The following is a 23,245-nucleotide window of genomic DNA, read 5'->3' as shown; positions in this document are numbered from 1 at the left end:
ATAGGTCTTTTTTGCTGCCCTATTTTCAGACTTTAACAAATCCAAAAACTTCTGTTGTTTGTTAAGATCTCTGAAAATTTTCCTTTGATACGAAATACGAAAAATGTTTTACCGGCTTTATAAGACCGGAGTGTATTTTGTGCTCATTTTTTTTCAGAATCTTTTCCAAACACAGATCTAAAAATCAACAATTAAAATCAAACAAAATGAAATACAACACACGAAATATAGGGATTATAGCACACGTAGATGCAGGAAAAACAACGTTATCAGAAAGGCTTTTGTATTACACAGGACTTATTCATAAAATCGGTAATGTAGATGATGGAAATACCACCATGGATAAAGACATCCAGGAAAGAAACAGAGGAATTACCATTTCATCGGCTGCAGTTTCCACACAATGGAAAAAAGATAACAATGTTTATAATATCAACATTATTGATACGCCGGGACACATTGATTTTGCAGTAGAAGTAGAACGCTCTCTAAGAGTTCTGGACAGTGTAATCGCAGTTTTCTGCGCTTCATCAGGAGTTCAGCCACAGACTGAAAATGTTTGGTTCCAGGCTGAAAAACACGGCACATCCAAAATCTGTTTCATCAATAAAATGGACAGAATCGGGGCGGATTTCTTTGCGGTTCTCAATGAGATAAAAACCAAACTGAATGCTGTTCCATTGACCATTCAGATTCCGATTGGAGCTGAAAACGATTTTGAAGGCGTTATTGATCTTATCAAAATGAAAGCCTTATACTGGACGGATGAAAATGGAGAAACCATTATGGAAAAGGAAATTCCTGCTGTTTCTATGACAGAAGCCCATGAATATAGAGTTCAATTAATGGAAACTCTTGCAGAGAATGACGAGATGTTCTTTGAAATTTTTATGGATACTGAACAGATTGTCACTGTTGAAATGATTTCAGAAGCTATACAAAGAGTCTGCAGATCCGTATCCGCCGTTCCTGTTTTATGTGGTTCAGCCTTTAAAAATAAGGGAATCCAGCCTCTTCTTGATGCTGTCGTAACTTATCTTCCGGCACCGGATCAGCTTGCTGACCTCCAGGGAAGAGATCCTCAAACGGAAGAAACGGTAACAATGGAAAGAAATGAGGAAGCTGCTTTTTCAGGACTTGTTTTCAAAGTGGTGATTGATAAACATATGGGAAGACTGGCTATGCTTCGTGTCTATTCCGGAAAAATCAAATCCGGAGATACGATACTGAATGTAAGAACGGGTGAAAGCTTCAGGATTTCGAGAATTTTACAGATGCAGTCGGATAAAACATTATCAATGGAAGAAGCTAAAGCAGGAGATATTGTTGCTTTGACAGGAATAAAAGATGCCAAGACCGGTGATTCTCTATCTTCTCTAGAAAAGCCGATATTACTGGAAGCCATTACCATTCCGACTCCTGTGATCAGAGTTGCTATCGAGCCGAAAACCAATGGTGATGAGAAGTCTTTCGGTTTGGTATTGGCCAAAATACAGGAAGAAGATCCTTCTTTGGTGGTTGAAAGAGATCCGCAGACCGGAGAGACTTTATTGAGTGGATTGGGAGAACTTCATCTCGAAGTTACCCTAGAGAAAATCCGTCTGAATCATGGTATTGAAATCAATCAGGGGAAACCTAAAGTTTCTTATCGTGAGATCTTAACGGAAACTAAAGTTCACCGAGAAAAGTTTTCCAAACAAAACGGAGGAAGCGGCCAGTTCGCTGATATCACGTTTGAGATTGGCCCGGGAAATGACAATGGATTGGAATTTATCAATATGATCAAAGGTGGAGTTATTCTGACTGAATTTATTCCTTCTGTTGAAAAAGGATTCAGAGAAGCTATGGAGTATGGACCTTTGAACGGATATCCTCTGGAAAACATGAAGATCACCCTTCTTGACGGTTCCTTCCACGCTCAGGATTCTGCAGCATTCGATTTTGAGATTGCAGCAAGAGAAGGATTCAAAACTGCAGCAAAAGGATGTAGCCCTAAGCTGATGGAGCCTGTCATGCAGATAGAAATTCAAAGTATTGAAGAATACACGGGTGCTGTCACAGCAGATATCAACAGAAGAAGAGGAATGATCACTTCTATTGATGAAAAATCCGGAAGAAAGATTTTTGCAGCGGAAGTTCCGTTAGCCTCAACGTTCGGGTACATTTCAGATCTGAGAACATTGACAAGCGGAAGAGCTTCCATCAGTATGAAATTATCACACTATGCTTTAGTGCCTGATTTTATCGCCAATACATTAATAACCTAAACAAGCAAGGACTGTAGATTTTTTCTTACAGTCCTTGTCTTGTTTGTGAATGGTCAATTGTCAATCCGCTGCGCTTGTCAATTTTTTTTTTACTATAAAAATTCACCATTCACTTGCGAGGCAAAATTCACTCATTGACTATGAAATTGTGAATAGTCAATTGTCAATCCGCTGCGCTTGTCAATTTTTTTTTACTATAAAAATTCACCATTCACTTACGAGGCAAAATTCACTCATTGACTATGAAATTATGAATAGTCAATCGTCAATCCGCTGCGCTTGTCAATTTTTTTTTACTATAAAAATTCACCATTCACTTGCGAAGCAAAATTCACTCATTGACTATGAAATTGTGAATGGTCAATTGTCAATCCGCTGCGCTTGTCAATTTTTTTTTTACTATAAAAATTCACCATTCACTTGCGAAGAAAAATTCACTCATTGCTATGAAATTGTGAATGGTCAATTGTCAATCCGCTGCGCTTGTCAATTTTTTTTTACTATAAAAATTCACCATTCACTTGCGAAGCAAAATTCACTCATTGACCTCTTCCTATTTTTCCGGCATCACCTTATAAGTAGGATCTTCCTGAATATTAACTTCCACTACTGCTTCTGCATTTTTTAATACTTTTCTGCAATCTTCACTAAGATGACGCAGATATATCGTTTTATTTTGCTGCTTATAACGTTTGGACAATTTGTCCAAAGCATCTATGGCACTCATATCTACAATACGGCTTTCTTTAAAATCTATAACCACCTGATCCGGGTCATTCACAGGATCAAATTTATCTGTAAATGCTGTTACTGAACCGAAAAACAAAGGCCCATATATTTCATAGTATTTCACCCCGTTTTCATCCACATGTTTTCTCGCTCTGATTCTTTTAGCATTATCCCAGGCAAAAACCAATGCTGAAATGATCACTCCAACCAATACTGCTAAAGCAAGGTTGTGTAAAATAACAGTAATCAGTGCTACAGTAACGCCTACAAAAATGTCCGATTTCGGCATTTTATTCACAATCCTGATTGATACCCACTGGAAAGTGCTGATAGCAACCATCATCATCACTCCTACCAGAGCAGCCATAGGAATTCTCTCTATGACAGGTGCACCAACCAGAATAATTATCAAAATAAGCAGTGATGCTACAATTCCTGATAGTCTTGCTCTGGAGCCTGCATTAAGATTTACCAATGTCTGTGCTACCATTGCACAACCACCCATTCCACCAAAAAAGCCGTTGGTAATATTAGCCAATCCCTGAGCGACAGACTCTTTATTGGCACTTCCCTTGGTATTCGTGATTTCATCTACCATCGATAATGTCAGAAGAGATTCAATAAGACCGACTCCGGCCATAATTAAAGCATATGGAAAAATAATCTGTAAAGTTTCCAGAGAAAAAGGGACCTTCGGAATATGAAAATCCGGAAGATTTCCACTGATATGAGCAATATCTGCAACCGTTTTTGTTGGAATATTAAATCCGAGAACTACTGCAAATAAGATGATAATAGCTACCAGAGAGGCAGGAACCACTTTTGTTATTTTTGGAAAAAAATAAACTATGGCAATGGTCAGGGCAGTTAAGCCAGCCATAATGTATAAAGGCATTCCCTGCAGCCAACGTACTCCGCCATTACTGTCTGTGATTTTGAACTGTTCAACCTGTGCCATGAAAATAATAATAGCCAATCCGTTCAGAAATCCGTACATAACAGGTTGCGGAATCAGTCTCACAAATTTTCCAAGTTTAAAAATTCCTACCATCATCTGAAAGATTCCGGCAAGGGCTACAGTGGCAAACAGATATTCTGTTCCATGAGATTGTATCAAAGCAATCAGCACCACGATGGTTGCTCCTGCTCCACCGGAAACCATACCAGGACGTCCTCCTAAAACTGCGGTTACAAGTCCCATCATAAATGCAGCATACAGTCCAGTAAGCGGAGATAAGCCAGCCAGAATAGCAAATGAGAGAGATTCAGGAATCATAGTCATTGCTACCGTAAAGCCAGCCAGCAGTTCGTTCTTATAATTGATTTTCTTCGAAAAGTCGAATAAGCTTATAGTATTTTTCATTGATATGCAAATGTATGGACTGTGTAAATGGTATACAATTTTTTCTTTTTATGATTTTTTCATGATTACAGTGATCACTTTAAACAATTTACATATCGACTTTTATAATATGTTAATTTTACTTAAAATAAACAGATAAAGTATGATTTTTACATTTCTAACTGTTTTTACTTCTTATTTTTGTTTACATTTGAAAACGAATAAGCGATTATTTGGTACTAATTAAAAGATTCGATGCGCAAAAAGCTGTTTATCAACACATCAACAGCCCCAGCTCACAGAATTCTATAAAAACCTTAATAGGTTATATATTATTTTACACAAATGGCAGGAAGAGAGTTTGAAAGAGAAGAAAAAAAGACCCCATTGAAAATAAAGAATATATCCAAATTATATTAAGGTGATCCCTACCCGCCTGTTTTACAATATTTGGTAAGTTACAATGCGTTTCTAAGATAGAGTCTTACGAAAGGTGTTTTTTGATATTTTTCAATCATAATCCATTTTCTTCACCAATTTCAAGCTATCATCAGCTATTTAACACCACACGAAATAATACACATCACCTATTTTCGTTTTTTATATATAAGTTTAAACAAAAGAATAATATTCAGTAAAAATGTTATATAAAGAAATCCATATTGGGAAATTTATTAAGGAGAGAGTTGATGAAAACGAAATAACAGTAGAGAGAATATGCAAATTTTTAGGCAAAGATGAGGAAACTGTTGAGATGATGTACGACAGCAGCTCAATGGATACTGATCTTCTTTTAAGATGGAGCAAATTACTGGAATATGATTTTTTCAGACTCTACAGTTCACATTTAATTTTATACGCACCGCCTTCTGCAATTAACAAAAACAGCCAAAAGTCTGAAAAGACGCCTTATTTCAGGAAAAACATTTACACTCAGGAAATCAAAGATTTTATTATGAAAAGGATTATTTCCGGTGAAATGACCCAAAGCGAAGTTATCAAGGAATATTCAATTCCGAAAAGTACGCTTCACAGATGGCTTCAGAAGAGTGATAATGCCAACTGATAAAGAAATAAAACATGCGCCCAAATTACAAAAGAATTTATCAGGATATGCTAAAGATGGAATATCCTGAAAAGCTAAAAGATCCGAAAATCAAAGAACTTCTTGAAAAGCTTCACACCAGTGATGATGTACTTAAGTTCAATGAAAAGCTGTTCAAGCAGTCCAGAGAAAATCAGAAACTGAAAACCTATGACAGGCAGACGATGTTAAAACTGCTTCAGTATCAGAAAAAACATGGCCACTCAACAAGCTATATGTCAAGGAAATATAAAATAAGCCGGACTACGCTTTCAAAATGGAAAGGAATGTTTGAAAAAGAGCTTGAAGATACAATGAAAAGTGCCGGTACATAATCTACCGGCATTTTTTAAAGGTAATAATAAGGAAAAAACCGGGCTGTCGTTTGCCGGAGTCGAACCGGATAACCTTGCCGGAGTAACCGGCTTCGCTATTCCTCCCGTCATTATAGTGCGATGTATTTTTTCCTGACGACACTTCAGATGGTCATATAAAGAAGCTGGAAGTGGAAAGAAGAAAGATGGCAAGCCTGAGATTCCTCCGGCTTTATAGAAAATTACGATACAAAGATCTTTCAACGTCCCACTTCCGACTCCTCATATGATGAAATCAAGGCAATAAGCGAAAAATGCAGTCGTGCTCTAACCAGCTGAGCTACTCTTCCTATATAAACTGTGTTTTTTGTTGTGGAAGAGACGGGACTCGAACCCGTGACCCCGTCGTGATGAGCGAAGTAACATTTTTCTACGGCACTTGTTTGTTTTTATTTTTCTTCTTCAGCAATATATGTTTTGACAATAGGATGAATGCTGCCATTCTCTGAATAATAATTTAAACCGAAACTCCTCCATCCACAAGACCAATAGAGAATCCTTTCTTTCAGGTAAGGAATATCTTTGGTTTCATCATACTTAAAATTTTCATCAAATATATACTTTACCTCATAATAAGTTGCGGATAAAACATTTGGTCTTCTTCATCAAAGACCTCAATATGGATATTAAGATGGTTACCTATTTCATTTAATAAATAAGTTCTAAAATCCCAACCCATAACAATAATATCGGAAGATCCCATAGAAATAATCGGTTTCCATTTAAGATTCTCATCACTTACAATATATCGGAGACCAGTTAATGGTAAAAGAGCTGGAACATGAGAAAACCATTCTTCAAAAACTTCTATTCTCTTTTCCAAAGATGCAGATTTTATTCCCCATGAATTAAGCCACACCTGGCTCTTCTCATTCACATCGTGCTTCATCCAATTATAAGAACCTTTTATTATTTCCTCAACTTCCTTTTCATCAGCAAGCCAATTATAAAAAAAATCACGTTCTTCAGTAATTAATTCTCCATCATATTCATATTCAACAATTTCTTTTTTATCAATCGCATGAAGAATCTTTAAAAATTCTTTATGCTCAGGAATAAAACTGATCTTATATTTTCTCTCAACCTGATCAATCTGTTCTTCAGAAAGCCCTTGCCATCTGGCTCCGTAAAATCCTTTAGGACAATTTTCATCATCCACAGACCACAGTTTTTCTGTGCGTTCTTTGACCCAGTATAAAAATTCAGTCAGATCACTTGGTATATGCATGGTTATTAAATTTTAAAATAAAAAGAGGCAGGATTCGAAAAGACTTGTACAAGATCACTTTCATGACCTTCTGGAGTCGAACCAAATCAAACCGAAGCAGGTCTTTTCTACGGCACTCTTTTACAAATCAAGGTAATATTTTTCAGAATCTTCCGTGCATTTGCTCTACCAGCTGAGCTACCTCTCCTTTTCGAGGGAGAAGGCAGGATTCGAACCTGCGACACAATGCTTACTCAATCTCGAAGTATGATTCTAAGACGACACTTGATTTTAATTATTCATAGTTATTAGTTTTCTTTCCACAAAATTATATTCTTATTGCGCATTCTATTTACGTAGTATAATTTTTATTTACATATTTGTTCGTTTTGCCTTGAAGCAAAAGAACCAAAAATTCAAGACCTGAAAACTACGGCTAAAAATAACCTACACTCTCTAAAAATTCTAAAACTTGCGCGAATCTAATGTTACTTTTTAGTTTCACTTTCTGTCTCGTGCTTCAAACAGTAGAATTTTCTTAACGCCTCCATTTCCTATGTCATATTTCCATAGTTGTCATTGATGGAAATTTCCACTTTTATTGTTATTTTTTCATTGATGTGATTTAAATAAAAGAGGCTAGATTCGAAAAGACTTTTACAAGATCATTTTCATGATCTGTTATGGAGTCGAACCAATATTATACCGAAGTAAGCCTTCTCTACGGCACTCTTTATAGATCAGGGTAAAAGCGGCGGAATCTTTCTATACCATCTATTCTTTGTTTTGAACTACATTCCGTTTACAACAGGAATGGCAGGAATTGAACCTGCGTCTGACGGGGGACTCGAAGTATGATTCCTATACGACACCTGGTTTTAATTTTTCCATTGTTTCTTTCTGTATTGTATTTCTTTCAGTTTCGCTGGAACTTTATATACCTTGCATTTACCACTTCAAAACCGTGTGGGAAACAATATGAACAACCTAAATCATTTCCATACATCAATCTAGAGATCTGTACGCCTGAAATTTTCTTTGGAAAGTCGATTAATCCATATTCATTAAATCCGAATTTCTGTCTTAACGTTTTAGCTTTTTTCATAATTATTGAGTATTAACCTCAATACACTGCTTCTTTTAGATCGGGTTTATAATTATTCATGGTTATTAATTTTCTTTCTACGAAAGTATATTCTTACAGCGCATTCTATTTACGCAGTTATTTTTATTAAAAACCAAGCAATAAATCATAAGAGTAATTGATGTTCAATTGAAAGTTGACGATGAAACTCTTATTAACGGCATTGGTTAGCTACCGGGCAATCTGGTGAAAGACTCTGTCAGTTTGAAATCGAAGGAGGTCTTTCTAACGGCACCAGTATTATTAACACTGCAAAATTATATTGTGAGTACGCAATCTTTTTACGTAGTTTTATTTTTTATTTAAATATTTGTTCGTTTTGCCTTGAAGCAAAAGAACCAAAAGTTCAAGACCTGGAAACTCCGGCTAAAAATAACCTACACGCTCTAAAAATTCTAAAACCTGCTCGAATTTGCTATTACTTCTTCGTTTCGCTTTCTGTGTCGCGCTTCAAACAGTAGAATTTTCTTAACGTTTGTATAGCTTATTTTCTTAACGCCTCCATTTCCTATGTCGCATTTCCATAGGTTTTTATTTTTAAAAGCAGTGCCTGTTACAGCACTACTTTCTGAATCATTTTCACTGCAGACTTTTTGTCTTCCAACGCGTTCAGTACATCGAAAATTTTGTCTGACCAACCCGCAATAAGGTGTACATCATTTTTTCTGATATCAAGCGGCTGTGTACCATAACCTGCAAGGTCAAAAATATACAGTTTTGCATTGGGAGCGATCGCTTTGTATCTGTTCCACAGGTTTTCAAAAGAGTTTCTGTTTCCTGTGCTATCCCACAGCTGGGTATCGGTGAAAAGCATTACTTTATCTACCTGCTCTCTTCTTTTGATAAGGTCTTCGATCACCAGATAGCCGTTGGTGGAATATCCTACTTCACCTTCACGTTTATAGAATGCATCCACATTCCTTAAAATACCATTTTTTGGCATGGGAACTCTTAGCCAACGGTCACCAAAGATACCTGTCACCACATTTTTACATTGCGACTGCAGGATCATAGACATCAGCAAACCGATATCATACAGTAAAATCTTACTTTTACCGGAAACAGCTTTCTGCATGGAACCTGACACGTCGGCAGCGATCACCACTGATGTCTCAAAACCAAAACCTTTGATGTTTCTGGCACTCGCCACAATTGCATTTTCCAATGCTTCCAGTACTGATGAAAGATAAGGAGAATCTATATTTTTTAATTCTCTGTAAGCCGCCAGGAATCGGAATGGGAGCTGTTTTGAATTGGTTACAGCTCTTTCATCGGAAAGGTATCTGCACACTTTGTTCATCGCATCAGACGATACGTTAACTTCCAGAATATTCCTCAGGTTTCTCATGGTTGCCATATAGCCCAGTTTGTTGCTGAAAATTAATTCTTCCCATTTATTTTTGAAAGCCAGTTTTCTTTCTGCATCATTTGCAAATTTTGTCTGACCCAAAACTGAAAGCTCCACTTCCCACGTATAAGGAGTTTCCAGTGTATTGTTGGCAATTTTGTTGAAAACTGCTTGTTGGTTTTCATCCTTAGCTTTCGGGTGAACCAGAAATAATGCATCTTTCAGCGTTACTTCTGCTTTTCTGTTGTATTTGGCAAACTGATATTCATCAAATTTATTGAATGATTTTACCAGTCCTTTCTGAATCTGCTTGGATAGTTTGTTCAGCTTCTTTGTATCGGTTCTTTTATTGGCAAGCTGGTAGTACGCCAGCAATTCTGTGATTTCATCCGCTCTCTGCACGACTCCATCTACTGTTTTGCTTACAAGGTCTGTACCGGAAATCTGCTTTGCCAGTTCAGTTGTCAAAACCAATGGAATAGACCTTAAGTACATATCTTTTCTTGCATATACGGCCAGCTTTGCCACAAATTCAGGATCATTTTTTTTGATCAGAGACTGTATTCTTTCCAATCTGTCATTTCCCTTCTCATAGTTGGCATCTGACAGTCCTGTTGTAACAACAGCACTATACAATTCTTCTGCAGGTGTCATCGCATAGGCTCTGGCACCTTCGTAGTTTGGTACTACTTTAGTTTCTTTTTTTAAAAAATTAAATTTCATGGTTACTGTTTTTATTGTTAACATGGAAAGGATTGATACTTCCTCTCTGATTTCTGATGCAAAGTAAAAACAGTGTTACGCAATCTTTTTGCGCAGAAAATTTTTATTTGATTTTTTTTAATTTTAAAATGATTCTCGCAGATTATGATGCACGATTACGCAGATTTAAGTTTTGGCTAAAGCCGGATGAATAAGGCTATTTATAAGGCGGGCTAAAGCCCACCTCTATTGAATAATGCTAAATAGATTTTTTTCCGCAAATCCCACAGATTTATACAGATGTTTGAGAAATACAACTGCATTCATCATTTATCATTATAAAATCCTTCTATTATTCGTTTTCATTAAAGAAATCATCTGTATTCCATTTTTCACTAAGGCTTTTCTAGCTTTGCTATGATTAAAAATTAAGCTATGATTAAAGGAATATATGAAACCCATGTTCAGGTGAGTAATCTAGAAAATGCAATACAATTTTATACAAAAGTGCTGGGATTGAAACTTGCTCACAGGGATGAAACCAGGCCCATTGCTTTTTTATGGGTTGGAGAAGGGAAAGAATTTATGCTCGGATTATGGGAGCAGAAGGAGAATCTTCAGACCAGACATTTTGCTTTTTCCTGCAGTAAGGAAGATATTTTGGATTATTCTGTAGAGTTTCTTGAAAAAAAGAATTTAAAACCTTACAACTTCCTGAAAAACGGAAGTGCAGAGCCTATGGTATTTGCATGGATGCCTGCACTGGCTGTTTATTTTAATGATCCCGATGGAAACCAGCTTGAGTTTATTTCTGTTCTGGACGGAGAAGGGAGACCGGAATTAGGTGTACTCAGCTATGAAGAATGGATACAGCAGACTGGCCAATAATACAATTTTACAATACAGAGACGTAGGATTTTTATGCTCTGTATTATCAGCAAAATAATCAAATAAACATCAGCAGCATTTAAGCATTGACCAGTTTTTTCACTGCCAGGACATGTTTACAGGGACCTCTCTCACCCTGATATTTGCTGAACCATTCGCAGGTACAGCGCGCACGCTCATTTTCAATGATAACTGTGTGATGCACACCGGTTCCTTTTACTCTGGCCTCTGTTCTTGTTTTATGATGATTTAAAATTTCTACTTTTCCGTCTTCAATCAATCTTTCAGCATTTTTTATCCGGGGATTGAGTCCGATAATACGGCTTAATTTAAAAGGAAGCCTGCGATAGAAAAATTCCCTGTCATCAAGATCGTAACCGAGTAATCCCATTGCAGCAAGCCTGCCGGTGCTGTTTTTAACTTTGTCAAAACTGATATTCTCTTCCAGAGCAAGTGTGGCAGGATTAAAGGACTGGTTGGCATAGGCATATTTATCCAAGGCATCAATCCATTCGTCGGGAACATCCGAAATCAGGCTATCTAACACTGCGCCTTCCCCTGAGAAACCTCTCCAGCATTCTCTAGATAAAGAAAAACTGAAACGGATATTCCCCATACTCAGCTGCCATGTTACGGACTGCATATTGGCATGTGCAAATACCTGCATAGAATCAATATAAGGAAGAAGAGGCTCTAAAAGACGAAGCCTGTGAATTCCTCCTATGCAAACAGAATCTGTAGATTGTACCGGAGAAAAGATGGGTTTATTTCCGCGTACAATTAAGTAATAATCTGACTTTACCACTCCTTTCGGCATTCCTCTAAACAATTGCTGCGTCTGGATTCTATTGAAGGTGTAGCGTTTCACTGATTCTGATAAATAGACCTGAACAGTCCCCAATCCTTTGATCCATTTTACAGGCAATGGAACTTTTCTTTCTATTATTTTATTATCTTCCTGATAAAGCCCAACTTCTTTTTGCCCTACAGAAAGCATAATTTTTCCATTCGGACGGATACTTCCCAAAGCATTTATCATAGGCTGATTGAAATCCACATTTGTTGTTCCGTTTTCAAGAAACTCTCCATCCAATCCATCAGGCAGTACATCTACTCTTGCATATACTCCTGCACAATGAGAAAAGCCTTCAAATCGTACTCTCCCATTTCCTGCTGTCACTATAGGATCTTTAAGGTGTGCCATCTGAAGCGGCGACAGATTAAAACTGGATTTCACAATGTTGGAAAGTGTGATCAGACATCGGGCCAAAATAAAGGGCTGCCCTACATTTCCCCAAAAGAAACAGGGAGCATCAGTATTTTTATATACCTCATTGTATTTGGCGAGGAACAACTCTTCAAGCGCACCTGTCCTAACTAAAGAGGATGCTCCTGAATAGTTGTAAATAAGCGTATCTTCCATGATCTATTTTTTCAGGAGTAGATTACAGATTTTTTTAAGGCTAGAGTTTTCTTTCCAGTGGTTTAATTTTTCAAGTACTTCTTTAGGAACCAATGAATGATTCAATGCCAATACTTCATGGTAAATTTCCAGAATTCTTTTCAGATTGGTAACCGGTTCTTCCATTTGAAGTAAAATATTGGTAATCAATTCCTCGAGAGCAGTATTATGATTTTTGCTTACATTCAGCATGTGATGCTGCATAAGATCTGTCAATCTTTTCACCGGTGCCCACTCCAGTTTTTCGTGCAGACCAATCACTCTTCCCAGCCTTGCGTTATCCATCATCTGACAGGAAACATGTTCAAGCCAGATTTCAGCAGCAGTTCCTCGGATGGTTTTATCACCATCCAGGAAAATAGTCCCAAGAAACAGATAACCAATTTCATCCAGAGGTTTCTTAATCTGATACAGCGTATTAGCAGTATTCAAAACAAGGTTTCTTTCAAAAACTTCTGCAATTCCTGAATAGAAAAGACAGTACTTGATAACTTTCGCCAGGGCATTGGCAGGCGTATTGGGAAAGCACAGCATCAGTGCAGGAATTTCATTAAGTTCTTTCTGCTCTGCTACAAAATATTCCAGGAACAAAGGTTCTTTTCTTTTTTCAAGATGATATTTTGGAATCGTAATATTCAGCTCTACCGGATAGTATGAGTTTTTCTTATTGTCAATGGTCTTCCATTGGTAAGCCCCTGAAAAGAATTCCACAGGAATATTTTTATATCCGAAACTTCTGAATTCTTCAAAAACAGTGTCAGGTGAACGTGTAATTCCGGCTGTCATCCACCATGAAGGGTGTATAAACTTTCCTTCCGGTTTTTCATTTTTACCAAAGAAGAAAAGCAGTAATTCTCTATATTCCCCTTTTAGTCTTTTCTCTGTTTCTGCAATAGCTTCTGAAGTATTATCCAAAGCACAGCGCTGCAGGGCCAGCTGAATATCCAGATGATGAGGATCTGTATTACTATTCTGATAATTCTCCAATCTCTCAACAAGAGTCACAGGGGAAATCCAGCATGGTGCGTGGGTGATAGGAAATAACAAAGGCAGTTTATCCCCGGATTTTATTTTTTCAACAGCATATACAGCAATCTCTTTAAAAGCCTGTCTTGCAGGACAATCTGCTCCAACATCTTCTATCGGACCTAATTTCTTCTGATAATTGGAGTAAGACTCTCTTGTCATTTCTTCCTCCCTTGTTTTCTGGTATATTTTTTCCAGATTCTTTAACTGAACCGGATATTTTTCCATTAAAGCCAGCCCATAATTGATAATAGCATTGCACAGCAAAACATTCAGATAAGGAACTTCCCATTTTGCAATGGTTTTACAGGCCTTTAAAAATACAGGCTCCATCAGTTTCACAGAATCTTCATCCACATCTCCGGCAAACCTGATAAATCCCGTCAAAGCAATATCACAATGATAGCTATACGGATCGTCCATTGCCAAAGGCAGATAGAACATCAGATCTTCAAAATTCTGAAGTACCTGCACTGCATTTTCATCTGCAGCCAGTAATCGTTTTTCCGAAGCTATAGCTTCCAGTTCCGGCTGTTTTTCTTCAATATATTTTACTAAAAGCGGACGTACATTCGTCAATATATTATCTGAATAGTGAGAAAGTGCCTCAATCATATTTTCTGAAGCCGGTATGTATTTAAGAATGATCTTTGCTGCTTTTGACTGTATGCCATCATCTTTACTGACAAACGCTGTACTTAAAGCCACTCCGAGCATATCCGGATCCACCTTCTTTCTCTGAAATATTTTTTCAGTAAGTCCCAGACTGGAAACCACCACTGTTTTTACCTCTGAGCTCAGCAAATTCGGAAGGTAATGCGAAAATTCTTCATTTTTAAATTCAGCAGCCCCAACAATTTTTTTCAGGTGGGATAATATCGTATTCACGGCTTTTGACTGTGAAGAAACAAGGCCTGCAAGCAGTTCATCCTGCAGATCAGATAATTCTTCTTCCGTTGGTTTTAATGATGTAAAAGCATCCATAAACCAGCCCGTGACATTTTTATTAAAGTTTCTGTTGGAAGCCAGAAGGCATTCTTTCAGGAATCTTTTCCTTTCAATTTTCTTCTCAGCAATGAGCTTTTGAACAATGGGAAACCATTCTTTACGGAAGGGTAAAGATTTGGAAGGAAATTCACATAAATACCAGAAATGTGTATTAAGTGTTTCAGGATAACGGTCAAGATCAGCTGGATAATTACTCAGGTGATGTCCCAATAATTCAGGTTTGGGCTGTACATATCCTTTCTCTGACCATCCTAAAATATCTTTATAATTGAAGGCTGTAAATTCTGCTTCAACGGATTCATTGATAAAGTCTGAAAACCAGTCCGGGCATCCCCATTCCAATATCTGCTCGGTCTGTTCTGCATTGCGGAAAAGGCTCCAGTAATTTTTACCAAAATTCTTTTTGTCCATACATACAAAAGAAGCTATATCTATAATGGAATGCTGGTTCACAGATCCTGCCGTGTGGTAGGAGTTTTTAGTCATTACAATTTTACTGATCTCACGGTCCATTTTCTTGATAGAGGGTATCAGTGTTTTCCTTTCTTCAATGCTAAGCTCTTTTAGAAAGGGAATAATCTCATGTACTTTTTCCTCATTAAGGATCTCATAAAGTCTTTCTTTCATGGGCTTTAATTTGATGTATAAATTTGTTTCAGGTTATTCATTTTTTTCCATTCTTCAGGCAGTCTGATTAGAGATTTCTCTGATTCAAACCCATTATATTTTAACAGTTCATGATAGAGCCCGCGGCGTTTTTTACTATTAAAAACCGTTTTCCCAGCTGCTGAAAGAATCGAGGTCAGCAGTTTTCCTTTGTATTCTTTAAAATTGTTTAAAAACCCTTTGTTAAAAACGGCCTCAAAAGCCGTAATACATGGAGTTTCATATTTATTAAACAGTCCCGGAGACAGAAATAAATAAGGCCTCTCCATGAAAAGTAAATTCATCTTCATTTCAACATTTAAAATCATTTCAAATCCTTCACTACAACATTAATACACAGCATTTTATAACAGCAGTTTTTTCCTGTGAAAACAAAGTCTTTAAAACAGGAAGTCCTATATAAAATTGTCATCAGTCCATCATCTTAAAGATCCGGACAAAAATTGAATAAATTATTTATAAAAAATGTTTTCAGGGACGTAACTTTTAAAGAATCCGATGGCAAAATCAAATGATATCTTGTCTATCCGGATTTTTTTTGTACTGATGACCTGCTTTGCAGCCAACAACAGTTTAAATATTTTACCTCAAAACTTTCATTACCAAACATCCATTTATTCTCATTGGCTAAAATAAAAAAAAATGACTGACAGACAGTAAATTATCCCATAAAAGTGATTTTTTTAACAAATATTAAGTTAATAAAACAATAGTTGGTAAAGCTCTCAGCAGAATAAAAATAATTCCCTGTTTAAAGATATAAACTTAAAAAAATTAGCTAAAAGCTCTATATTGTGATATTTACACAACATTTGGTGTCTTATTTTTAGCATTGATGATGGCTTACAACAAAATTATCTTACCGAACCGATACGTTAATTTTATTTAAAATAATAATTACAGCAGCATTCCACTCCGTTACATTGTACAACAGAAGATTCAAGGTTTTTGCCATTATAAGAAAGAAATGAGCGATATAAGTTTATAGTTGATTTCCAACAAAATCACATTTTAAAACAAAAAAAAGGTGCCTCAAGCCAAATGATTCGACTTTTGAGACAACCTACCCCTTTTATCTGTTTATTTCAGTATTTAATAATTCTTAAGGCACCAATGCAGAATCTTTGCAATGTTTTTGGCGTCGTCTACACCTCTGTGGTGGGTACCTTCTAAAGTCATACCCAATTCGCCCAAAGCTCTGTTCATTCCGACACTTTTCCTGATCGTAGGATGAATTTCACCAAATAATGTCTTCACATTGATGTGGTCATCACTCATGGGATAATCTGTGTAGAATCTTCTTGCCTGGTTTTGAAGCATGTTCAGGTCATAGTTTCCGTAACTTGCCCATGTCAGTTCTTCGGAATCATACTCTGCCCTCAGGATATCGAAAGCATCATCCAGCATAATGCCTTCATGATCCAGCATATTTTGGGTAATTGTAGTCAATTCCGTACAGAACGGACTTACTTTTGAATGCTGGGGTTTTACTAAAATTCCTTCATTTTTAGAGATCTTACCCGTTTTTGCATTCATGATGCATACCCCTATTTCGATGATCTCACTTTCCTGACCTCTTGGCGGCCGGTTTTCCCAACATGTTGCTTCAAGGTCTACTATTAATATATTGTCTGTTGTTTTCACTTGTTTAAAATTTAATTGTTAAAGATTGGAAGAGGGATTCGGGAAGAGGGAAATTTGAACAGTGTCTTATTTACTTCCAGCCTCCGGCATCAGTCTTCCAGCCTATTATCATTTACAGAATCTTACTTAAAATTCTGGCTGTATTATATGCATCGTCTGCTCCGCTGTGATGGGTGCCTTCAAAACTCATATTCAAATAACTTAAAGCTCTTTTAAGCCCTATTTGTTTATGTAATTTGAAATGTCTTTTAAATTCATGCATCACATTCATATAATTTTCTGAAAAAGGATTGGTTATCCCGAGCCAGTCACATTGTTCTATGATCTTATTATATATAAAAAAGTTTCGGCAAAAAATTACCGAAACTATACTTTAAGAGTCATCAACTCTTCTTTTATAAAATCAATGACTAAAGAATTCAACTTTTTGTTGATTCTTTTCTGCTCTTTTTTTTCAATAGCTGTAAAAGCTACCGGGAAGTCTTTATCGAAGTCTTCTAAAATATCCTGCGCAAAAAGGCCAATCACTTTACCTATCATTTTAGGCTCGAATTCACCGATTTTGCTCACCACATTATTCAGTCTGTTGGCTGTAGCATATTTTTGGATTTCCTCCCAGATCTCCTGAGCTTTTTCACTGAAATGAACCTGTTTCTGAACAGTTTTCGCTTGTTTTTTAACCATTTTCGCTTTTTCGACCCATTTTTCATTCTTGTTTTTCAGAATGATTCTGGCTCCGTTTCCAAAATATCTGGTTTTCAAGGTCTTTATGATGGTACCTTCACACCTATTGTTCTCTAATTCAGGTAGTCCAAGCCATGCCGGAATTTTTGAATTGAAAACATTAGGGAATTTCAAAGCTTCCTCAAGACTTCCCTGAAACAAAATTTTTGCATAGAAAAATCCTGTCTCTTCAAAAATCTGATTGACCACTTCTGTATCCAAATAGGTAACTCCATTCAGTTTAATATCGAAAGCGTAAAATTCGTTGTGAGGGGCATATTCAATACCTTTCTGTACTTTCACAGCATCTTTTACGGATTCTACTTCTTTATGTTGGTAACCGCCACCGAACAATTCACCGTAGATCACTACAGTTTCAACATCCGGGTGGATGGTCTTTACTTTCTGAAACACTTCTATCACATTATTTCTGTAGCGTTCCAACATCTGATGGGCATTGAAAAATTTTTCATCTTTTTCGATGAAAGCAGTTCTCTTCGCGATTTTAATTTCCTTTCCGTCGGTAAAGAAAGAGAAATTAGCGCCGTGAACTTTTTCCTGTACGATGAAAACCTCATCCCCAAAACCCTGCATTCTGATCTGGTCGATCACGCGGGTCTGGTAAGCATTTTCTATAGCGTTATATGTTTTAAAAATCATTCTGTTTAGTTTTTAATCATTTCTGATTCGTTTTTCTGCATCTGGGTAATATGCCTTTGAGCATGGAGTGACAGAAAATAAATATATTCATATACATTAATTTTCCCTAGGTCATTTACTGTCATTGTCGTTTTATACAAGAGTCCTTCGCCATTTTTCATTACCTCAAGATAGTGTACGCATTGAAGATATTGTTGGCTTATTAAGCTTCGGATTTCATCTAAGCGCAATTCTCCTCTCGGTTCCATGTGATTGGGTCTTATCCATTCAAAAGCACCATATTCTCCTACTTTGTCAAAATTTTCTTTATTGAAACTGTAGTTTTTTATTTCAGATTCCAGATCAAGATCTAAAGAATTCTTCATTGCTTTTTTGGACCCTTTTTCAATAAGGATGAGCAGATAAAAATTCGTAAGATAAATGTGCTCTAAAATCTGCTGAATCGTCCAGCCTCCGTTTGAAGGCTGATGATTCAACGTTTTTTTATCTTTTTGAAACCATCCGTCTACATTATCAAATGTGAACTTCAGATGTGCTTTTATATCTTCAATAAATCTAAAAATGTCCATTACAATTCTTTAAAGTTTTGCAGCAGGTTTAGGATATTTTCCTTTCCTACCGGATTCATGGAGTGGCAATAGAATTTCGGAAGGTCCAGATAATGATCCATACAATATTCTACCAGCCATTTGGCGCAGTCGTATCCTGTTTTCTCAACAAATTCCTGAGAATTCTGTTTCAAATAGTGTTCGTCTGCAAGATCATGGTCAAAAGATATCATTTCCGGGAGTCCTTTTTCCAAGATCCTGTTGACAAACTGTTCGTAATTCCGAACAATGTGCCAGTCACTTCTGAGGAAAATATCCTGTTGGGTATAATGATAAGCCTCGATCGGGTATCTTATATCATCCAGAAATAATAATCTTTTTGTTTTTTCCATTGTTTAATTTTTTAATTTGAAAAATAAATGTTTAATGCTTTAATTACACTTTTCACATTCGTGTTCGGATAAAATCCGGAACTATTGATACAATTTATTTCCACTATTCTCCAACCTTCTTCCGTTAAACAGATATCCATTACAAAAGCTTCTTCAAGATTAAAAAGCCTGATCATTTCATTAGCGAAGCTTAATCCATCTTCTGAAACTTTTTCTTCGAAAGGAACACTATCATTAAATTTATAATACCCGGCATCAATAATTTGTCCGCCAACGATCCAAAGTCTTGCTTCTTTTATTGTTCGTTTTGCTTCGGAAACCTGTATCAATGAATGTTCATTAATTCTATTATTTTGAGATTCCAGAGCTTCAAACACAAAATCCTTCCATTCGTTTTCTGAAAATACTTTTCCTGTAAAGATCTTTGCTTCACTATAAGGTTTAATGAATTTAACCTCACCTTTCTTCCAGTTCAGCTGCTCAGAGATTCTATGAACAGAAACATGATGATTAAGGAGATTTTTACCATAATATTTTGAATATACTTCATACAGATGATTTCCTCCGTAAAAAGAACCCGGAAACCAGTCTGTATTCTGTTTTGCCAATCTTGCAATTGTCACCGAACCGTATACAAAAACATCTTTTCTATCTGTTTTGAACTCTATTTTTTCTGCCGCTGGAGGAATATTAATTACATCATAATCAATATTCAGTTCTTCCAATGCATCAAAAATTTTATAGTGATCCGGATCTAAATAGACATTAGCCTGAATTAAGAAATGCATGGTTATTGGTTTTAAGGTTCTTTTATTTATTTTTTTGGATGAAAACTAAAAGCCTGATAAGAGAGGTTATATTCATACTGTTTAAAACTTCTATTCCTTCCATCTTTCTTACACCATCATATCAGCACAATTGGAACTAGCGAAGGCAAAAGGCTTTGCTTTAAACACATATCCCATTCCCAAAATATATCCCATAGCATCTTTCAGTGCTACATTGGATTTAAAATCCGGGTCGGTATTAATATCTGCGTGTACCTCCATTTCCACACCATAAGCATCCAGCACAGAACAGATCGCGTATGCAATTTCAACGGATTTGTTGACTTCATTCAGCATTCGCTCCTTGATACTGATACTCTGTATTTCTCTTTCTTTTCTGATAAAGGTAAACGCTCCTTTTCCCTCACGAATAAACACTACTGCCGTAGCATAACTGATGGCATCTCCGTATACGTGGGAGTCTGATCCCACACATACTTTCAGACGGTGTCCGTTGGCCTGTTCGCGAATGATGGCTTCTTCTACCAACTGTGTGATAGAGTGCTGGAAAATTTTTCCACTCATATTCTGCCATGTTTGTTGTTGCGTTTCCATTTTTTCTACATGTTTTAAATTTTGTTTTAAATTAATTTCTGAATTGTGAATCGTCAATTAGTTTTCACTGTCAATATTTTTAAATTCATTTGCAAAGCAAAATTCATATTGACTATTCACTTTGCACTCCGAACCGGACTTGAACCGATACCATCAGTTTTGGAGACTGAGATGCTATCATTACACCATCAGAGTAAAATTGTTGATTCATTAGGACTCGAACCTAAACTCCAAGAATCAAAATCTTGTGTGCTGCCATTACACTATGAATCAATTTCATGAGTAATAAGTAATTGGTAATGAGTAATATTAGAAATCAGTCAGGTATCAATGATTGTTCATTGCTTATTACTTATCATTCATGTTTTTGCGGAACAGACAGGAATTGAACCTGTACCTTTAGTTTTTCAGACTAACGTGCAGACCTTCTACACCACTCTTCCGGATTTTATAAGTAATGAGTAATTGGTAATATGAAAATCTGTGACTAGCATTATTACTCATTGCTCATTATTTATTATTTATATTTTTGGTACGGGAAGAGGGATTCGAACCCCCAAAAGCTTGATCCTAAATCAAGAGTGTCTGCCATTCCACCATTCCCGCAGTTTTTTTAAGTAATGAGTAATATTTTCTATTTTCATCATTACTCATTGTTCATTACTTATTACTCATATTCTGTACCTCTCCCCAGATTCGAACTGGGACTTTACGGGGTTTAAAGCCGTTTTCTCTGCCAATTGGAATAGAGAGGCGTTATTTTATCAGTAATGAGTAATATGAAAATCTATGGTTATTACTTATTGATCATTGCTCATTACTTATGTCATGGTAGGTTTGAGAAAGCTCTGTCTGTTTATAAATTATGCCTGCTAGTATTTGTAAAGATCTTCTGCTCTTGACAAACCTTTCTCATTTCCTAATGTATTTTGTTTAAAAAAGTAAAAGGCCGTCTGTTTTTATTGACTAAAGATCTTCTGCGCTCGACAGTCCTTTTTTCTCTTTTCTTTTTTTGTGTGAATGATAACTGGCCAATTTTTAAAAATAATCTGAACTTTCATGGTATTAAATCAATTCAATATTGACCAGTTATTCACATCCAGTACTCTATAAGGGAATCGAACCCTTGTTTTCTGCTCGAAAGGCAGGCGTCCTCACCGTTAGACGAATAGAGCGTTATCCACAAACCAGGAATCGAACCTGGACAACAAGAGTACATTTCCTGCATGCTTCCATTACATTATCTGTGGTTGGTGGAAGTAGTAGGATTCGAACCTACTCAGCAATGAAGCAACAGATTTACAGTCTGCCCCGACTCTCCAACTTCGGCGTACTTCCGGATTTTTTTGAGCAATTAGTCATGATTCATAAGTAATTCCTCATTTTCCTGTTAAAAAGAAAAGGTCTGTCTTTATATTGAATGTTTGGTTAAAGATCTTCTGCGCTCGACAGCCTTTTTCTTTTATTAATAAAGGATATTCTTTACTATAGATGATAAAAAATCATTGATAAAAGATTCTTATATTTCCTATAGTTTTTACTTTGAGATGGCTATGGGATTCAAACCCACTCAGTTGACACAACGGTTTTGCAGACCGTCCCGACTCTTCTACTTCGGCGAACCATCAGATTAAAAAATAAAGTCTGTCTAAAATTGTTTGATATAAGAACTTCTGCGCTCAACAAACTTTATTTTTACCTAAAAATTTATAAATGATATTTTTTAACTTTTAATTCATCCGGAGAGAAGAAAAGCCTGTCTGTATTTTTCGTGTTTGGCGTAAGATCTTCTGCTCTCGACAAACTTTACTTTTTCTCCTGAAACAATTAACAATTAGTTACCTGCGATTCTGGAAAGACTCGAACTTTCAACTTCCGGTTTAACAGACCGGTGCTCTGCCATTGAGCTACAAAATCATTGTAATTCCGGAAGGACTCGAACCTTCAACCTCCGGTGTATCAGACCGACACTCTAACCACTTGAGCTACGAAATCATTTGTATTCCATAAGGGGATCGAACCCTTGTCGTCCGGTAGAAAGCCGGATGCACTTGCCACTATGCTAATGGAACCAATTGTCTGGAAAGCAAGATTCGAACTTGCGACCTCCCGCGTCCAAGACGGGTAAACAACCACCGTTATCTTTCCAGCTTTGGGGTTCACTTCTGTTTCTTTTCCGGGAGACAGCCGGATGGGAAAGTTTCCATGAACCTTTTTGTGATTCCGAGAGGACTCGAACCTCTAACCCTGGGTTTAGAAAACCCATGCTCTATCCAGTTGAGCTACGGAACCGCTTTTTGTAACCCCAGAAAGATTTGAACTTTCAACCCCCGGTTTAAAAGACCGGTGCTCTAACCATTTGAGCTATGAGATTATTTTAAAGTCGTGAATAGTCAATAAGCAATTCGCTTCGCTTGTCAATTTTAAAATTCACATTCTTTGTAATCTCAGAAGGACTCGAACCTTCAACCTTCGGTGTCGTAAACCGACGCTCTATCCAATTGAGCCATGAGATTTTCTCCTTTGGGTATCTCCGGGGATCGAACCCTGTTCTCCGGTTCCACAGACCGGCGCTTTACCAAATAAGCTAAAGAAACCATAAAAAAAGCGCCTCTTTTCGGGAGGCGCTTCATATATTTAAACGTAAAA

The 23,245-nt window shown here is 36.7% G+C and carries 17 protein-coding genes and 16 tRNA genes; 4 read left to right on the top strand and 29 right to left on the bottom strand.

All coding sequences use genetic code 11. The annotated features are described in order from the left end of the window. The first annotated feature begins 206 nt into the window (after positions 1 to 206). The gene (gene fusA, locus FFS26_RS08980; RefSeq protein ID WP_137904869.1) at positions 207 to 2,267 is read left to right on the top strand and encodes an elongation factor G; all 2,061 of its coding nucleotides are present in this window, start codon (positions 207 to 209) and stop codon (positions 2,265 to 2,267) included. Positions 2,268 to 2,820: 553 nt separating this feature from the next. On the opposite strand, the gene FFS26_RS08975 is transcribed toward fusA, so the two are convergent. Then, the gene (locus FFS26_RS08975; protein ID WP_137904868.1) at positions 2,821 to 4,359 is read right to left on the bottom strand and encodes a SulP family inorganic anion transporter; all 1,539 of its coding nucleotides are present in this window, start codon (positions 4,357 to 4,359) and stop codon (positions 2,821 to 2,823) included. A 619-nt stretch (positions 4,360 to 4,978) separates the two neighbouring features. Here FFS26_RS08975 and FFS26_RS08970 point away from each other — a divergent pair. Both FFS26_RS08970 and FFS26_RS08965 read left to right on the top strand, forming a co-directional pair. After that, positions 4,979 to 5,404: a transposase gene (locus FFS26_RS08970; protein ID WP_110009579.1), complete on the top strand. Its 426-nt coding sequence runs from the start codon at positions 4,979 to 4,981 to the stop codon at positions 5,402 to 5,404. A 14-nt stretch (positions 5,405 to 5,418) separates the two neighbouring features. After that, a complete protein-coding gene (locus tag FFS26_RS08965; RefSeq protein ID WP_110009580.1) occupies positions 5,419 to 5,757 on the top strand; it encodes a hypothetical protein in 339 nt (112 codons plus the stop codon). Between the two features lie 601 nt (positions 5,758 to 6,358). Here FFS26_RS08965 and FFS26_RS08960 read toward each other — a convergent pair. From FFS26_RS08960 to FFS26_RS08950, 3 genes are all read right to left on the bottom strand, one after another. Continuing rightward, positions 6,359 to 6,955: a hypothetical protein gene (locus FFS26_RS08960; RefSeq protein WP_137904867.1), complete on the bottom strand. Its 597-nt coding sequence runs from the start codon at positions 6,953 to 6,955 to the stop codon at positions 6,359 to 6,361. Between the two features lie 964 nt (positions 6,956 to 7,919). Then, positions 7,920 to 8,108 carry a phosphate ABC transporter substrate-binding protein gene (locus FFS26_RS08955; protein WP_110009582.1) on the bottom strand — a complete coding sequence of 63 codons (189 nt, stop codon included), beginning with the start codon at positions 8,106 to 8,108 and terminating at the stop codon, positions 7,920 to 7,922. Positions 8,109 to 8,700: 592 nt separating this feature from the next. Then, complete coding sequence (locus FFS26_RS08950; protein ID WP_137904866.1) at positions 8,701 to 10,218, bottom strand: TROVE domain-containing protein; 1,518 nt, start codon at positions 10,216 to 10,218, stop codon at positions 8,701 to 8,703. 414 nt (positions 10,219 to 10,632) lie between these two features. On the opposite strand from FFS26_RS08950, the gene FFS26_RS08945 reads away from it, so the two are divergent. Further along, positions 10,633 to 11,085, top strand: coding sequence for a VOC family protein (locus FFS26_RS08945; protein WP_110009583.1), 453 nt, complete (start codon positions 10,633 to 10,635; stop codon positions 11,083 to 11,085). Between the two features lie 79 nt (positions 11,086 to 11,164). On the opposite strand, the gene FFS26_RS08940 is transcribed toward FFS26_RS08945, so the two are convergent. The 25 genes from FFS26_RS08940 to FFS26_RS08830 form a co-directional block, all read right to left on the bottom strand. Then, the gene (locus FFS26_RS08940; RefSeq protein WP_137904865.1) at positions 11,165 to 12,508 is read right to left on the bottom strand and encodes an SWIM zinc finger family protein; all 1,344 of its coding nucleotides are present in this window, start codon (positions 12,506 to 12,508) and stop codon (positions 11,165 to 11,167) included. A 3-nt stretch (positions 12,509 to 12,511) separates the two neighbouring features. After that, complete coding sequence (locus FFS26_RS08935; RefSeq protein WP_137904864.1) at positions 12,512 to 15,208, bottom strand: DUF6493 family protein; 2,697 nt, start codon at positions 15,206 to 15,208, stop codon at positions 12,512 to 12,514. A gap of 5 nt (positions 15,209 to 15,213) precedes the next feature. Further along, on the bottom strand, positions 15,214 to 15,537 hold the full coding sequence (locus FFS26_RS08930) for a hypothetical protein (RefSeq protein WP_137904863.1): 324 nt from the start codon (positions 15,535 to 15,537) through the stop codon (positions 15,214 to 15,216). 802 nt (positions 15,538 to 16,339) lie between these two features. Then, complete coding sequence (locus FFS26_RS08925; RefSeq protein WP_110009587.1) at positions 16,340 to 16,891, bottom strand: 3'-5' exonuclease; 552 nt, start codon at positions 16,889 to 16,891, stop codon at positions 16,340 to 16,342. 366 nt (positions 16,892 to 17,257) lie between these two features. After that, positions 17,258 to 18,274 carry an RNA ligase, Rnl2 family gene (locus FFS26_RS08920; protein ID WP_137904862.1) on the bottom strand — a complete coding sequence of 339 codons (1,017 nt, stop codon included), beginning with the start codon at positions 18,272 to 18,274 and terminating at the stop codon, positions 17,258 to 17,260. Positions 18,275 to 18,279: 5 nt separating this feature from the next. Next, entirely contained in the window at positions 18,280 to 18,843 is a 564-nt protein-coding gene (locus FFS26_RS08915; protein WP_137904861.1) for a DinB family protein, read from the bottom strand. Further along, a complete protein-coding gene (locus tag FFS26_RS08910; RefSeq protein WP_120233401.1) occupies positions 18,843 to 19,214 on the bottom strand; it encodes a cyclic-phosphate processing receiver domain-containing protein in 372 nt (123 codons plus the stop codon). Before FFS26_RS08910 ends, FFS26_RS08915 begins: the two co-directional genes overlap by 1 nt. A gap of 11 nt (positions 19,215 to 19,225) precedes the next feature. Continuing rightward, positions 19,226 to 20,002: an ATP-grasp domain-containing protein gene (locus tag FFS26_RS08905; RefSeq protein WP_137904860.1), complete on the bottom strand. Its 777-nt coding sequence runs from the start codon at positions 20,000 to 20,002 to the stop codon at positions 19,226 to 19,228. Positions 20,003 to 20,110: 108 nt separating this feature from the next. Continuing rightward, on the bottom strand, positions 20,111 to 20,596 hold the full coding sequence (locus tag FFS26_RS08900; RefSeq protein ID WP_110009655.1) for a ribonuclease H-like YkuK family protein: 486 nt from the start codon (positions 20,594 to 20,596) through the stop codon (positions 20,111 to 20,113). A 124-nt stretch (positions 20,597 to 20,720) separates the two neighbouring features. Then, positions 20,721 to 20,791 (bottom strand) — tRNA-Trp (locus FFS26_RS08895). A 7-nt stretch (positions 20,792 to 20,798) separates the two neighbouring features. Further along, a tRNA-Gln gene (locus FFS26_RS08890) sits at positions 20,799 to 20,869 on the bottom strand. A gap of 97 nt (positions 20,870 to 20,966) precedes the next feature. Next, positions 20,967 to 21,039 (bottom strand) — tRNA-Phe (locus tag FFS26_RS08885). Positions 21,040 to 21,126: 87 nt separating this feature from the next. Continuing rightward, a tRNA-Leu gene (locus tag FFS26_RS08880) sits at positions 21,127 to 21,202 on the bottom strand. A gap of 75 nt (positions 21,203 to 21,277) precedes the next feature. Then, a tRNA-Leu gene (locus FFS26_RS08875) sits at positions 21,278 to 21,351 on the bottom strand. Between the two features lie 348 nt (positions 21,352 to 21,699). Beyond that, positions 21,700 to 21,771: transfer RNA gene (locus FFS26_RS08870), tRNA-Glu, on the bottom strand. A gap of 76 nt (positions 21,772 to 21,847) precedes the next feature. Next, positions 21,848 to 21,934 (bottom strand) — tRNA-Tyr (locus tag FFS26_RS08865). Between the two features lie 207 nt (positions 21,935 to 22,141). Then, positions 22,142 to 22,223, bottom strand: a tRNA-Cys gene (locus FFS26_RS22480). Between the two features lie 218 nt (positions 22,224 to 22,441). Then, positions 22,442 to 22,513 (bottom strand) — tRNA-Asn (locus FFS26_RS08860). Between the two features lie 4 nt (positions 22,514 to 22,517). Continuing rightward, positions 22,518 to 22,591, bottom strand: a tRNA-Ile gene (locus FFS26_RS08855). Between the two features lie 5 nt (positions 22,592 to 22,596). Further along, positions 22,597 to 22,668 (bottom strand) — tRNA-Glu (locus FFS26_RS08850). Between the two features lie 6 nt (positions 22,669 to 22,674). Beyond that, positions 22,675 to 22,746: transfer RNA gene (locus tag FFS26_RS22475), tRNA-Pro, on the bottom strand. Positions 22,747 to 22,814: 68 nt separating this feature from the next. Then, positions 22,815 to 22,888, bottom strand: a tRNA-Arg gene (locus tag FFS26_RS08845). A gap of 8 nt (positions 22,889 to 22,896) precedes the next feature. Further along, positions 22,897 to 22,970 (bottom strand) — tRNA-Lys (locus FFS26_RS08840). 68 nt (positions 22,971 to 23,038) lie between these two features. After that, positions 23,039 to 23,112 (bottom strand) — tRNA-Arg (locus FFS26_RS08835). Positions 23,113 to 23,120: 8 nt separating this feature from the next. Continuing rightward, a tRNA-His gene (locus FFS26_RS08830) sits at positions 23,121 to 23,188 on the bottom strand. Between the last annotated feature and the right edge of the window lie 57 nt (positions 23,189 to 23,245).

Origin of the sequence: Chryseobacterium sp. 2VB, from assembly GCF_005503635.1 — a bacterium.
GTDB lineage: Bacteria > Bacteroidota > Bacteroidia > Flavobacteriales > Weeksellaceae > Chryseobacterium > Chryseobacterium cupriresistens.
The sequence above is the reverse complement of the archived record's forward strand: the minus strand, read 5'-3'. Positions and strand labels throughout refer to the sequence as shown.

What these genes read in the sequence shown, in the direction of transcription:
- FFS26_RS08965 (WP_110009580.1), top strand. Translation starts at nt 5,419, where the DNA reads ATGCGCCCAAATTACAAAAGAATTTATCAGGATATGCTAAAGATGGAA.
- FFS26_RS08905 (WP_137904860.1), bottom strand. Translation starts at nt 20,002, where the DNA reads ATGCATTTCTTAATTCAGGCTAATGTCTATTTAGATCCGGATCACTAT.
- FFS26_RS08935 (WP_137904864.1), bottom strand. Translation starts at nt 15,208, where the DNA reads ATGAAAGAAAGACTTTATGAGATCCTTAATGAGGAAAAAGTACATGAG.
- fusA (WP_137904869.1), top strand. Translation starts at nt 207, where the DNA reads ATGAAATACAACACACGAAATATAGGGATTATAGCACACGTAGATGCA.
- FFS26_RS08945 (WP_110009583.1), top strand. Translation starts at nt 10,633, where the DNA reads ATGATTAAAGGAATATATGAAACCCATGTTCAGGTGAGTAATCTAGAA.
- FFS26_RS08975 (WP_137904868.1), bottom strand. Translation starts at nt 4,359, where the DNA reads ATGAAAAATACTATAAGCTTATTCGACTTTTCGAAGAAAATCAATTAT.
- FFS26_RS08900 (WP_110009655.1), bottom strand. Translation starts at nt 20,596, where the DNA reads ATGGAAACGCAACAACAAACATGGCAGAATATGAGTGGAAAAATTTTC.
- FFS26_RS08910 (WP_120233401.1), bottom strand. Translation starts at nt 19,214, where the DNA reads ATGGAAAAAACAAAAAGATTATTATTTCTGGATGATATAAGATACCCG.
- FFS26_RS08970 (WP_110009579.1), top strand. Translation starts at nt 4,979, where the DNA reads ATGTTATATAAAGAAATCCATATTGGGAAATTTATTAAGGAGAGAGTT.
- FFS26_RS08940 (WP_137904865.1), bottom strand. Translation starts at nt 12,508, where the DNA reads ATGGAAGATACGCTTATTTACAACTATTCAGGAGCATCCTCTTTAGTT.
- FFS26_RS08955 (WP_110009582.1), bottom strand. Translation starts at nt 8,108, where the DNA reads ATGAAAAAAGCTAAAACGTTAAGACAGAAATTCGGATTTAATGAATAT.
- FFS26_RS08915 (WP_137904861.1), bottom strand. Translation starts at nt 18,843, where the DNA reads ATGGACATTTTTAGATTTATTGAAGATATAAAAGCACATCTGAAGTTC.
- FFS26_RS08950 (WP_137904866.1), bottom strand. Translation starts at nt 10,218, where the DNA reads ATGAAATTTAATTTTTTAAAAAAAGAAACTAAAGTAGTACCAAACTAC.
- FFS26_RS08920 (WP_137904862.1), bottom strand. Translation starts at nt 18,274, where the DNA reads ATGATTTTTAAAACATATAACGCTATAGAAAATGCTTACCAGACCCGC.
- FFS26_RS08930 (WP_137904863.1), bottom strand. Translation starts at nt 15,537, where the DNA reads ATGAAGATGAATTTACTTTTCATGGAGAGGCCTTATTTATTTCTGTCT.